Source organism: Ensifer sp. LC11, assembly GCF_001695835.1.
Taxonomy (GTDB): Bacteria; Pseudomonadota; Alphaproteobacteria; order Rhizobiales; family Rhizobiaceae; genus Ensifer.
This window is the reverse complement of record NZ_MBSO01000034.1, coordinates 72,384-83,540: the sequence shown is the minus strand read 5'-3', so window position 1 is coordinate 83,540 and position 11,157 is coordinate 72,384. Positions and strand designations below refer to the sequence as shown.

The following is an 11,157-nucleotide window of genomic DNA, read 5'->3' as shown; positions in this document are numbered from 1 at the left end:
GGAACGTGAGATGGATATCATACCTGGTGGATCGAGACCTTCGGTGCGCGCTCCGGCGGAGTACTTCACCGGGACGGTGCGCCAGGATCCGGTGATCGAGGCCGCTGATCCGGCGCGCATCCGCGCCGTCAGCGTCACCTTCGAGCCGGGCGCCCGCACCGCCTGGCACACCCATCCGCTGGGTCAGACGCTGATCGTCACCGCCGGCCGCGGCCTTGCGCAAAGCTGGGGCGGCCCGGTGCGGGAGATTCGCGTTGGCGATGTCGTCTGGTTTCCACCGGGTGAAAAGCACTGGCACGGTGCCGCAGCCGACACCGCAATGGTCCATCTTGCCATCCAGGAGGCGCTCGACGGCAAGGCGGTGGATTGGCTGGAGCAAGTCAGCGACGAGCAATATCGCGGCGCGTAGGGCCGCGCGATAAAATCAGCTGACCGACGGGAACGGCCGGCCCTGTTGATGATGGGAGCCCACGGCTGATGGCGGTTGCGAGGCGGAGCTGCTTCCTGTCCCCGACAGGCGATGTTCAACATTGGCGCTGTCTATGCGCGATGACCGTAGGCCGGACCGAACGTATGACCAGACACGACGCAAGTTCTAACGACGTGAGATCGCTGTCTTAATCGATGGATCGGGAGAAGAAGGAAAATGGTGGGCGATGAGAGACTCGAACTCCCGACATCCTCGGTGTAAACGAGGCGCTCTACCAACTGAGCTAATCGCCCTTCCGCGTTTGGACCGGATCAGTCCGCCGCGTCGGTGGCCGTGATCTAGGCGTAACCGAAAAAAACCGCAAGAGCATTTGTATCGTTTTTATGATTTTTTTTATTGGCGATCGCGCGATGCCCTGAAACTCCGGGGTTGACGCTTGTGGACAAAATGAGCGGATCAGGCGCGAGCGCCGGTGATCGGGTGAGGGGAGTGAGAAGATCCAGAATCATCGCACGAGTGCGTGTGCTGGCGACACGTGCGGCGGGGAAGGGTGAAATGCAGATGCGGGCGGGCGTCATTGCGCCATTCCGATTTCGATCGATTTATTGCCCTGTGGATCAATTTTCATTCCGTCACGGATTTGTCTTCAAACACGCTTGACACCCCAAGGCGAACCGCTTAGTTAGCCGCTCATCGAACGGCGCTGCTGCTCGATGCGGGGCGGAAACGCCTCAACCAAGTCAAGATGATGCGGGTGTAGCTCAGTCGGTTAGAGTGCCGGCCTGTCACGCCGGAGGTCGCGGGTTCGAGCCCCGTCACTCGCGCCACTCTTGATCTGGATTTGCCTAGGCATTCTCACGAAGCGCCGATGGTGGTAAGAATGATCGTTCGCGGTCATCATGCGCGGGTGTAGCTCAGTCGGTTAGAGTGCCGGCCTGTCACGCCGGAGGTCGCGGGTTCGAGCCCCGTCACTCGCGCCATTTTCTTCTCTCTGCCTCCCTCCCTATTGCGTCGGCCGTAAGGCCGAATTGTGCGCTGCGGCAATCTGTCTCGCGTTGGTTTGTTTTACGGTAAAGTCGGCGCCGGCCTGCAAATCCGAGCTTTGTCGGCACTGCCCGTTTGATCCTGTGTCGCGAACCGGTTTAAATGGCCCGTCAAGGCTTGCGCGCGGGCGCGGGCTGCGCTAACCACTCCGGCGTTGCAACATATTTTTCGGCCTGCGAGATTTGTTGTTCTGGCGCTCTCCCATGCGCCTTCCCGCAGGCAGGGACGGATAACAATGACTGAACTTCTCGGTTCCTACGTTCCGATCGCGATTTTCATTGGAATCGCCTTGGTGATCGGTGTGGCGCTTCTGATTGCTCCCTTCGCCGTCGCCTTCAAGGCTCCTGATTCGGAAAAGCTGTCGGCCTACGAGTGCGGCTTCAATGCGTTCGACGACGCCCGCATGAAGTTCGACATCCGCTTCTATCTCGTGTCGATCCTCTTCATCATCTTCGACCTCGAAGTTGCCTTCCTCTTCCCCTGGGCGGTCTCGTTCCATGAGCTGGGCTGGTTCGGGTTCTGGTCGATGATGGTCTTCCTCGGCGTGCTGACGATCGGCTTTATCTATGAATGGAAAAAGGGAGCGCTGGAATGGAACTAGCATCCGGCACCACGCTCGTTGCGCCCAAGCCGAAGGGGATCATCGATCCCTCGACCGGCAAGCCGATCGGCAGCAATGACGCATTCTTCGGCGAGATCAACAATGAGCTCGCCGACAAGGGTTTTCTGGTCACTTCGACCGACGAGCTCATCAATTGGGCTCGTACCGGTTCGCTGATGTGGATGACGTTCGGTCTCGCCTGCTGCGCGGTCGAGATGATGCAGATGTCGATGCCGCGTTACGATGCCGAGCGCTTCGGCTTTGCGCCGCGCGCGTCACCGCGTCAGTCCGACGTCATGATCGTCGCCGGCACGCTGACCAACAAGATGGCGCCCGCGCTCCGCAAGGTCTATGACCAGATGCCGGAGCCGCGTTACGTCATCTCGATGGGCTCCTGCGCCAACGGCGGCGGCTACTACCACTATTCCTATTCGGTTGTTCGCGGCTGTGACCGCGTCGTTCCCGTCGACATCTACGTGCCAGGCTGTCCTCCCACGGCAGAAGCGCTGCTTTACGGCGTGCTCCTGCTGCAGAAGAAGATCCGCCGGACCGGCACGATCGAGCGCTAAGGGCAGGGGGTCTTTGATATGAGTGAAGCCCTGAACGAGCTTGCGTCCTACCTGCGCGAAACGCGCGGAGCTCTGATTTCCGACGCATCGCTGAACTACGGCGAGCTGACGCTGACGACGACGTCGGCGAACCTCATCGCGCTTCTGACTTTCCTGCGCGATGACGTGCAATGCGCCTTCGTCAACTTCGTCGATGTTTGTGGCGTCGACTGGCCGCAGCGCCCGGACCGTTTCGATGTCGTCTATCACCTGCTGTCGCCACGCCAGAACCTGCGCGTGCGCGTCAAGGTTTCGACCGGCGAGAACGAGCCGGTTCCGTCGGCAACGCCGGTTTATCCCGGCGCCGACTGGTTCGAGCGTGAAGCCTACGACATGTACGGCATCCTGTTTACCGGCCACCCGGACCTGCGCCGCATCCTGACGGACTATGGTTTCGAAGGACATCCGCTGCGCAAGGACTTCCCGGTCACCGGATTTGTCGAGGTACGTTACGATGACGAAGCCAAGCGCGTCGTCTATGAGCCCGTCGAACTGAAGCAGGAATTCCGCAACTTCGACTTCCTCTCTCCCTGGGAAGGCACGGATTACGTGCTGCCTGGCGATGAGAAGGCGAAAGCACGGTGAGACTAAGTGGCCCGCGGTAGCCGCCAAGCGGCTGCCGTCCGGCCTGGAGCAATCGGTATGACCGAACATAACGTCCGCAATTTCAACATCAACTTTGGTCCGCAGCATCCGGCGGCGCACGGCGTTCTTCGTCTGGTGCTCGAGCTTGATGGCGAAATCGTCGAGCGCGTGGATCCGCATATCGGCCTGCTGCATCGCGGCACCGAAAAGCTGATCGAGACTAAGACCTACCTGCAGGCCGTGCCCTATTTCGACCGCCTCGACTACGTGGCGCCGATGAACCAGGAACACGCCTTTGCGCTGGCGATCGAGAAGCTGACGGCTACGGAAGTTCCGATCCGCGGCCAGCTCATCCGCGTCCTCTATTCGGAAATCGGCCGTATCCTGTCGCACCTGCTGAACGTCACGACGCAGGCGATGGACGTCGGCGCGCTGACGCCGCCGCTCTGGGGTTTCGAAGAGCGCGAAAAGCTGATGGTCTTCTATGAGCGTGCCTGCGGCGCGCGCATGCACTCGGCCTATTTCCGTCCGGGCGGCGTCCACCAGGACCTGCCGCACGAGCTGGTCGAAGACATCGGCAAGTGGATCGATCCGTTCCTGAAGACCGTCGACGACATCGACGAGCTCTTGACCGGTAACCGCATCTTCAAGCAGCGCAACGTCGACATCGGCGTCGTCAAGCTCGACGACGCCTGGGCCTGGGGCTTCTCGGGCGTCATGGTGCGCGGTTCGGGCGCTGCATGGGATCTGCGTCGTTCGCAGCCCTACGAGTGCTATTCGGATATGGAATTCGACATCCCGATCGGCAAGAACGGCGACTGCTTCGACCGGTACCTGATCCGCATGATCGAGATGCGCCAGTCGGCGCGTATCATGCGTCAGTGCGTCGATCGCCTGCTCGGCGACGCCAAGGTCGGTCCGGTTTCGTCGCTCGACGGCAAGATCGTTCCGCCGAAGCGCGGCGAGATGAAGCGTTCGATGGAAGCGCTCATCCACCACTTCAAGCTCTACACCGAAGGCTATCACGTGCCGGCCGGCGAAGTTTACGCGGCCGTCGAAGCGCCCAAGGGCGAGTTCGGCGTCTATCTCGTCTCCGACGGCACCAACAAGCCCTATCGCTGCAAGATCCGTGCGCCGGGTTACGCGCACCTCCAGGCGATGGATTTCCTCTGTCGGGGACACCAGCTTGCCGACGTTTCGGCCGTGCTGGGCTCCCTCGATATTGTGTTCGGTGAGGTGGACCGCTGATGCGTCTCGCGCCCCTGGCCACGCTTGCCTTTCTCGCGCTTGCATCGACCGTTTCCGCACAGGAATCGGTCGATAGCGGCGCGACGTCGGGCGGCATGCGCGGGGGCTCGATGGCCGACCTCGTGGCCAAGGGCTACGAGATCAAGGCCGCGGTCGCCAATGGCACGCGCTACATCGTATTTTTGCAGAAAGACCAGTCAGCCTATGCCTGCGAATTTGTCTCGGTGACGAAATCGCGGTGCGGTTCGATTAACTGATAAGGTGTCCACTAGAATGTCCGTTCGTCGACTAGCCGAAGACACTGTCCAGCCGCCAAGCTTTGCCTTCAGCAAGGACAACGCCGCCTGGGCGAAGGAAACGATCAAGAAATACCCCAAGGGTCGTGAGCAGTCCGCCGTCATCCCGCTGTTGATGCGCGCTCAGGACCAGGACGGCTGGGTGACGAAGGCCGCCATCGAGTCGATCGCCGACATGCTCGGCATGCCCTATATCCGCGCGCTCGAAGTCGCGACCTTCTATACCCAGTTCCAGCTGAAGCCCGTTGGTACGCGCGCGCACATCCAGGTTTGCGGCACGACGCCTTGCATGTTGCGTGGCGCCGAAGACCTGATCAAGGTCTGCAAGAAGAAGATCGCCCACGATCCCTTCACGCTCAACGAGGGCGGCACGCTCTCCTGGGAAGAAGTCGAATGTCAGGGCGCCTGCGTCAACGCGCCGATGGTCATGATCTTCAAGGATACCTTCGAGGACCTGACGCCCGAGCAACTCGAGCAGATCATCGACCGTTTCGAAGCAGGCAAGGGTGCCGAAGTCACGCCCGGTCCGCAGATCGACCGTATCTATTCTGCGCCGGAAGGCGGCCTGACGTCGCTGCTGACCACGGAAGCGGCTCCAGCCAAGGCTGCGACCACTGCAAAGAAGGCGAGTGCTGAGCCTGCCGTTTCCGTTCCGCCGTCGAATGCCGGCCGCGTCAAGACCGCTGCCAGCGAGACCAATGCCTCCCTGAAGACGCCGGCGACGGCAAAGGCGGAAGCCGCTGCCAACGCCAAGGTCGAAGGCGACACGGTCGACAAGTCGAAGCCGGCGAAGGCCGCCGCCGTTTCCGGCAAGCCGTCGCTCGAGGACAAGAACCGTCCTGCCGGCATCGAAAAGCCGGCGGCTGTCGAAGACCTCAAGCTGATCTCGGGCGTCGGTCCGAAGATCGAGGGCACGCTCAACGAACTGGGCATCTACACCTACGCGCAAGTTGCTTCGTGGAAGAAGGCGGAGCGCGAGTGGGTCGACGGATACCTGAATTTCAAGGGCCGCATCGAACGCGACGACTGGGTCAAGCAGGCCAAGGCGCTCGCCAAGGGCGGCGAAGCCGAATACATCAAGGTCTTCGGCAAGAAGCCGCGGTAAAGAGGTGAATTATGCTCAGAGATGAAGACCGCATCTTTACCAACATCTACGGCCTCAAGGACAAGTCCCTGAAGGGCGCTATGGCGCGCGGCCATTGGGACGGCACCAAGCAGCTGCTCGAAAAGGGTCGCGACTGGATCGTCAACGAAGTGAAGGCTTCCGGTCTTCGCGGCCGTGGCGGCGCCGGCTTCCCGACCGGCCTCAAGTGGTCCTTCATGCCGAAGGAGAGCGACGGCCGTCCGCATTATCTCGTCGTCAACGCCGACGAGTCCGAGCCCGGCACCTGCAAGGACCGTGACATCATGCGTCACGATCCGCACACGCTGATCGAAGGCTGCGTCGTCGCCAGCTTCGCCATGGGCGCCCATGTCGCTTACATCTACGTGCGCGGCGAGTTCATCCGCGAGCGCGAGGCGCTACAGGCGGCAATCGACGAGTGCTACGCCTACGGCCTGCTCGGCAAGAACAACAAGCTCGGCTACGACATCGACATCTACGTGCATCACGGTGCCGGCGCCTATATCTGTGGCGAAGAAACCGCCCTGCTCGAAAGCCTTGAAGGCAAGAAGGGCCAGCCGCGTCTGAAGCCGCCGTTCCCGGCCAACATGGGCCTCTACGGCTGCCCGACGACGGTCAACAACGTCGAGTCGATTGCCGTCACTCCAACCATCCTGCGCCGCGGCGCCGGCTGGTACACGAGCTTTGGCCGTCCGAACAACCATGGCACCAAGCTCTATTCGGTGTCTGGCCACGTCAATCGTCCGTGCACGGTCGAGGACGCGATGTCGATCCCGTTCCACGAACTGATCGAAAAGCACTGTGGCGGCATCCGCGGCGGCTGGGACAACCTGCTCGCCGTCATCCCCGGTGGTTCGTCCGTTCCTTGCGTGCCTGGCGCGCAGATGAAGGACGCCATCATGGATTTTGACGGCCTGAAAGAGGTCGGTTCCAGTCTTGGAACCGCCGCCGTCATCGTCATGGACAGGTCGACGGACATCATCAAGGCGATCTGGCGCCTCTCGGCCTTCTACAAGCACGAGAGCTGCGGCCAGTGCACGCCGTGCCGCGAAGGCACCGGCTGGATGATGCGCGTGATGGAACGCATGGTTCAGGGTCGCGCCCAGAAGCGCGAAATCGACATGCTGTTCGACGTCACCAAACAGGTGGAAGGCCACACGATCTGCGCGCTCGGCGACGCAGCCGCCTGGCCGATCCAGGGCCTGATCAAGCACTTCCGTCCGGAAATGGAAGCGCGCATCGACGAATACACGCGCAATGCGTCGTCGCATGGCGCGGTTCTGGAAGCGGCGGAGTAACGGGCGATGGCCGGCGCACGCGGAGAGGGACAGATGAAGGGACAGGCCGAAGCAGGCATTCCATTCGCAGGTCCGCTTGGCAGCGACCCGGCCGATCCCTTCGGCATGGCCGAATGGATGAAAGGCCTGCCGCAGATGCCGCTGCACCCGCTGATGGTTCACCCGGCGGCCGCAGTTGCTGCGGCGACCGCTATCGGTTTCGGCCTCACCAGCCACTTTGCAGGCGCTATGCTCGGCGCGATGCAGGGTGCGGTCGAGGCCGCACAGAAGCGGGCGGAGCCCGTTGTGCCTGACGCGACGACTGCCGTTGTCGCAGAGGCGGTGCAAGCCGAGGCAAAGCCGGAACCGGTCGCCAGGCCGTCCGCGTCTGCCAAGCGCGCAGTAGCAAAGCCGGTGGTTGAAAAGGTTGCCGCTGAAAAGGTGGTCAAGGCTCGCGCCACGCGCGTCAAGGCGAAAGCCGCCGACGACCTCAAGCGGATCTCCGGCATCGGCCCGAAGCTGGAGCAGGTGCTGAACGCCAAGGGCGTCCGTGGCTTTGCCGACATCGCCGGCTGGAGCGAGGCGGATGTCGCCCGCTTCGACGAAGAGCTCGGTTTCGGTGGCCGGATCAGCCGGGACGATTGGGTTGGACAGGCCAAGGCGCTGAAAGGCGCGTGAGACAATAGGGGCGGGGATCTGAAACGGTCATCGCCCGCAAGCAGCAAGGCTGTGTTGGAATTGTCCGTCGCCTAAAGGCCGACGGACGGAAGACAGGATTGAGTACGAAGATGGCAAAGCTGAAAGTCGACGGAAAAGAGATCGAGGTACCGGATCATTTCACGCTGCTTCAGGCGTGCGAAGAGGCCGGAGCCGAGGTGCCGCGCTTCTGTTTCCATGAGCGGCTTTCGGTCGCCGGCAACTGCCGTATGTGTCTGATCGAGGTAAAGGGAGGGCCGCCCAAGCCCGCCGCTTCCTGCGCCATGGGCGTGCGCGACCTCCGTCCCGGCCCGAACGGCGAGGCGCCGGAAGTCTTCACGACCACGCCGATGGTCAAGAAGGCACGCGAAGGCGTGATGGAATTCCTGCTGATCAACCATCCGCTCGACTGCCCGATCTGCGATCAGGGCGGCGAATGCGACCTGCAGGACCAGGCAATGGCCTTCGGCATCGACAGTTCGCGCTATCAGGAAAACAAGCGCGCTGTCGAAGACAAGTATATCGGCCCGCTCGTCAAGACCGTGATGAACCGCTGCATTCACTGCACGCGCTGTGTTCGCTTCACCACCGAAGTGGCCGGCATTGCCGAGCTCGGCCTGATCGGCCGTGGCGAAGACGCAGAAATCACCACCTATCTCGAACAGGCGATGACGTCCGAACTGCAGGGCAACGTCGTTGATCTCTGCCCGGTCGGCGCGCTGACCTCGAAGCCCTTCGCGTTTACCGCCCGTCCGTGGGAGCTGAACAAGACCGAATCCATCGACGTAATGGACGCGCTCGGTTCGGCAATCCGCGTCGACACCCGCGGCCGCGAAGTCATGCGCATCATGCCGCGCGTCAATGAAGAGATCAACGAAGAGTGGATCTCCGACAAGAGCCGCTTCATCTGGGATGGCCTGAAGACGCAGCGCCTCGATCGTCCTTACGTCAAGAAGGACGGCAGGTTGCAGCCCGCGACCTGGGGCGAAGCCTTCCAGGCGGTCAAGGCTGCCGTTGCCAAGACCTCCGGCGACAAGATCGGCGCCATTGCCGGCGACCTCGCTTCGGTTGAGGAAATGTACGCGCTGAAGCAGCTGATCGCAGCGCTTGGTTCGGAAAACATCGATTGCCGCCAGGATGGCGCCGCACTCGATCCGTCGCTCGGCCGCGCCAGCTACCTGTTCAACCCGACGATCGCAGGCATCGAAAGCGCTGACGCGCTGCTGATCATCGGCTCGAACCCGCGCTTCGAAGCCTCGGTTCTCAACGCCCGTATCCGCAAGCGCTACCGCATGGGCAACTTCCCGATCGCAGTCATCGGTGAGCCCGGCGAACTGCGCTACGAGTATGAGTATCTCGGCGCCGGCACCGAAACGCTTGCCGAGCTCGTCTCCGGTAAGGGCAAGTTTGCCGCGACGCTGAAGAAGGCGCAGCGCCCGATGATCCTCGTCGGCCAGGGCGCGATCGCAGGGGAGGGCGGCGCTGCCGTTCTTTCTGCAGCCGCCAAGCTAGCGGGTGCTGTCGGTGCAGTGACCGCCGAGTGGAACGGCTTTGCCGTTCTTCACACCGCCGCTTCTCGCGTCGGTGGCCTCGACCTCGGCTTCGTTCCGGGTGCGAACGGCAAGTCGGCCGCCGAGATGGTTTCCGGTACTGACGTTCTCTTCCTGCTCGGCGCCGACGAGATCGATCTTGCCTCGCGCAAGTCCGGCTTTACCGTTTATGTCGGTTCGCACGGCGACAACGGCGCGCATGCTGCCGACGTCATCCTGCCGGGCGCCACCTACACCGAAAAGTCTGGCACCTGGGTCAACACCGAGGGCCGCGTCCAGATCGGCAACCGTGCCGGCTTCGCACCGGGCGACGCACGCGAGGACTGGGCGATCATCCGCGCTCTCTCCGACGTGCTCGGCAAGAAGCTGCCCTTTGATTCGCTTGGCGAATTGCGCTCGAAGCTCTATGCGGCCCACCCGCATTTCGCTGACGTCGACGCGATCGCGACCGGCAACGGCGACGAAATTGCCGCACTTGGCCAAAAAGCCGGTGAGATGGGCAAATCCGTGTTTGCGTCTCCGGTCAAAGACTTCTATTTGACGAACCCGATAGCGCGCGCATCCGCCGTCATGGCCGAATGCTCGGCATTGGCACGCAACAACTTCAAAGCTGCGGCGGAATGAGCGCGAGGGAATAGAGTATCATGGACGCTTTCGTTTCGACCTATGTCTGGCCCGCGATCATCATGGTCGCCCAGTCGCTGCTGCTCCTGGTCGCGCTGCTGCTTTTCATCGCCTACGTTCTGCTCGCCGACCGCAAGATCTGGGCCGCCGTCCAGCTGCGCCGTGGTCCGAATGTGGTAGGCCCGTGGGGACTTTTCCAGTCCTTCGCCGACCTTTTGAAGTTCGTCTTCAAGGAGCCGGTGATCCCGGCGGGTGCCAACAAGGCGATCTTCCTGCTCGCCCCGCTCGTCTCGGTAACGCTCGCGCTTGCCGCCTGGGCGGTGATCCCGCTTAACGCCGGCTGGGTGATCGCGAACGTCAACGTCGGCATCCTCTTCGTCTTCGCCATATCTTCTCTTGAAGTTTATGGCATCATCATGGGCGGCTGGGCGTCGAACTCCAAATATCCGTTCCTCGGTGCGCTCCGCTCCGCAGCGCAGATGGTCTCCTACGAAGTCTCGATCGGCTTCGTCATCGTGACCGTTCTCCTTTGCGTCGGCTCGCTCAACCTGACGGACATCGTCACCGCGCAGTCCAGCGGCATCGGCACGAACCTCGGTCTGCCGGCGTCGTTCCTCGACTGGCACTGGCTGGCGCTGTTCCCGATGTTCATCGTGTTCTTCATTTCGGCGCTTGCCGAAACGAACCGCCCGCCTTTCGATCTTCCGGAAGCTGAATCCGAACTCGTCGCCGGCTTCATGGTCGAGTACGGCTCCACGCCGTACATGATGTTCATGCTCGGCGAATACGCGGCCATCTGCCTGATGTGCGCGCTGACGACGATCCTCTTCCTCGGCGGCTGGCTGCCTCCGGTCGACGTCTGGTTCCTGAACTGGGTCCCAGGCATCATCTGGTTCGTTCTGAAAGCATCCTTCGTGTTCTTCATGTTCGCGATGGTGAAGGCTTTCGTTCCGCGTTACCGCTACGATCAGCTGATGCGTCTCGGCTGGAAGGTCTTCCTGCCGATCTCTCTCGCAATGGTCGTGATCACTGCATTCGTTCTCAAGCTGACGGGAGCCGCATGACGATGGCTCAC

The 11,157-nt window shown here is 61.9% G+C and carries 12 protein-coding genes and 3 tRNA genes; 13 read left to right on the top strand and 2 right to left on the bottom strand.

Annotation, left to right across the window (positions count from 1 at the left end):
• Window positions 1-10 precede the first annotated feature (10 nt).
• Window positions 11-409 carry a cupin domain-containing protein gene (locus tag BBX50_RS21740; RefSeq protein ID WP_065777398.1) on the top strand — a complete coding sequence of 133 codons (399 nt, stop codon included), beginning with the start codon at window positions 11-13 and terminating at the stop codon, window positions 407-409.
• A 238-nt stretch (window positions 410-647) separates the two neighbouring features.
• Here the strand turns inward: BBX50_RS21740 and BBX50_RS21735 are convergent.
• Both BBX50_RS21735 and BBX50_RS30010 read right to left on the bottom strand, forming a co-directional pair.
• Window positions 648-723 (bottom strand) — tRNA-Val (locus tag BBX50_RS21735).
• 45 nt (window positions 724-768) lie between these two features.
• Window positions 769-1,008: a hypothetical protein gene (locus BBX50_RS30010; RefSeq protein WP_139108466.1), complete on the bottom strand. Its 240-nt coding sequence runs from the start codon at window positions 1,006-1,008 to the stop codon at window positions 769-771.
• A gap of 172 nt (window positions 1,009-1,180) precedes the next feature.
• Between BBX50_RS30010 and BBX50_RS21730 the strand changes: the two genes are divergently transcribed.
• The 12 genes from BBX50_RS21730 (at window position 1,181) to nuoH (ending at window position 11,146) form a co-directional block, all read left to right on the top strand.
• Window positions 1,181-1,257 (top strand) — tRNA-Asp (locus tag BBX50_RS21730).
• 76 nt (window positions 1,258-1,333) lie between these two features.
• A tRNA-Asp gene (locus BBX50_RS21725) sits at window positions 1,334-1,410 on the top strand.
• Between the two features lie 299 nt (window positions 1,411-1,709).
• Window positions 1,710-2,075, top strand: coding sequence for an NADH-quinone oxidoreductase subunit A (locus BBX50_RS21720; RefSeq protein WP_034803593.1), 366 nt, complete (start codon window positions 1,710-1,712; stop codon window positions 2,073-2,075).
• Entirely contained in the window at window positions 2,066-2,644 is a 579-nt protein-coding gene (locus BBX50_RS21715; protein WP_025426581.1) for an NADH-quinone oxidoreductase subunit B, read from the top strand. Before BBX50_RS21720 ends, BBX50_RS21715 begins: the two co-directional genes overlap by 10 nt.
• An 18-nt stretch (window positions 2,645-2,662) precedes the next feature.
• The gene (locus tag BBX50_RS21710; RefSeq protein ID WP_065777397.1) at window positions 2,663-3,268 is read left to right on the top strand and encodes an NADH-quinone oxidoreductase subunit C; all 606 of its coding nucleotides are present in this window, start codon (window positions 2,663-2,665) and stop codon (window positions 3,266-3,268) included.
• A gap of 57 nt (window positions 3,269-3,325) precedes the next feature.
• A complete protein-coding gene (locus BBX50_RS21705) occupies window positions 3,326-4,516 on the top strand; it encodes an NADH-quinone oxidoreductase subunit D (protein WP_058321497.1) in 1,191 nt (396 codons plus the stop codon).
• Window positions 4,516-4,773, top strand: a complete 258-nt coding sequence (locus BBX50_RS21700) for a hypothetical protein (protein ID WP_065777396.1) — start codon at window positions 4,516-4,518, stop codon at window positions 4,771-4,773. The genes BBX50_RS21705 and BBX50_RS21700 overlap by 1 nt, the downstream gene beginning before the upstream one ends.
• A 16-nt stretch (window positions 4,774-4,789) precedes the next feature.
• On the top strand, window positions 4,790-5,917 hold the full coding sequence (locus BBX50_RS21695; protein ID WP_065777395.1) for an NADH-quinone oxidoreductase subunit E: 1,128 nt from the start codon (window positions 4,790-4,792) through the stop codon (window positions 5,915-5,917).
• An 11-nt stretch (window positions 5,918-5,928) separates the two neighbouring features.
• Window positions 5,929-7,233, top strand: coding sequence for an NADH-quinone oxidoreductase subunit NuoF (nuoF, locus tag BBX50_RS21690; protein ID WP_065777394.1), 1,305 nt, complete (start codon window positions 5,929-5,931; stop codon window positions 7,231-7,233).
• Between the two features lie 6 nt (window positions 7,234-7,239).
• A complete protein-coding gene (locus BBX50_RS21685) occupies window positions 7,240-7,890 on the top strand; it encodes an NADH:ubiquinone oxidoreductase (RefSeq protein WP_065777393.1) in 651 nt (216 codons plus the stop codon).
• A gap of 110 nt (window positions 7,891-8,000) precedes the next feature.
• Window positions 8,001-10,082 carry an NADH-quinone oxidoreductase subunit NuoG gene (gene nuoG, locus BBX50_RS21680; protein WP_065777392.1) on the top strand — a complete coding sequence of 694 codons (2,082 nt, stop codon included), beginning with the start codon at window positions 8,001-8,003 and terminating at the stop codon, window positions 10,080-10,082.
• A 20-nt stretch (window positions 10,083-10,102) separates the two neighbouring features.
• The gene (nuoH, locus tag BBX50_RS21675; protein WP_065777391.1) at window positions 10,103-11,146 is read left to right on the top strand and encodes an NADH-quinone oxidoreductase subunit NuoH; all 1,044 of its coding nucleotides are present in this window, start codon (window positions 10,103-10,105) and stop codon (window positions 11,144-11,146) included.
• Window positions 11,147-11,157: the final 11 nt, after the last annotated feature.

Bases quoted from the DNA above. Each gene is read 5' to 3' on its own strand.
- nuoH (WP_065777391.1), top strand. From the start codon at position 10,103: ATGGACGCTTTCGTTTCGACCTATGTCTGGCCCGCGATCATCATGGTC.
- BBX50_RS21685 (WP_065777393.1), top strand. From the start codon at position 7,240: ATGGCCGGCGCACGCGGAGAGGGACAGATGAAGGGACAGGCCGAAGCA.
- nuoF (WP_065777394.1), top strand. From the start codon at position 5,929: ATGCTCAGAGATGAAGACCGCATCTTTACCAACATCTACGGCCTCAAG.
- BBX50_RS21715 (WP_025426581.1), top strand. From the start codon at position 2,066: ATGGAACTAGCATCCGGCACCACGCTCGTTGCGCCCAAGCCGAAGGGG.
- nuoG (WP_065777392.1), top strand. From the start codon at position 8,001: ATGGCAAAGCTGAAAGTCGACGGAAAAGAGATCGAGGTACCGGATCAT.
- BBX50_RS21740 (WP_065777398.1), top strand. From the start codon at position 11: ATGGATATCATACCTGGTGGATCGAGACCTTCGGTGCGCGCTCCGGCG.
- BBX50_RS21705 (WP_058321497.1), top strand. From the start codon at position 3,326: ATGACCGAACATAACGTCCGCAATTTCAACATCAACTTTGGTCCGCAG.
- BBX50_RS21700 (WP_065777396.1), top strand. From the start codon at position 4,516: ATGCGTCTCGCGCCCCTGGCCACGCTTGCCTTTCTCGCGCTTGCATCG.
- BBX50_RS30010 (WP_139108466.1), bottom strand. From the start codon at position 1,008: ATGACGCCCGCCCGCATCTGCATTTCACCCTTCCCCGCCGCACGTGTC.
- BBX50_RS21720 (WP_034803593.1), top strand. From the start codon at position 1,710: ATGACTGAACTTCTCGGTTCCTACGTTCCGATCGCGATTTTCATTGGA.
- BBX50_RS21695 (WP_065777395.1), top strand. From the start codon at position 4,790: ATGTCCGTTCGTCGACTAGCCGAAGACACTGTCCAGCCGCCAAGCTTT.
- BBX50_RS21710 (WP_065777397.1), top strand. From the start codon at position 2,663: ATGAGTGAAGCCCTGAACGAGCTTGCGTCCTACCTGCGCGAAACGCGC.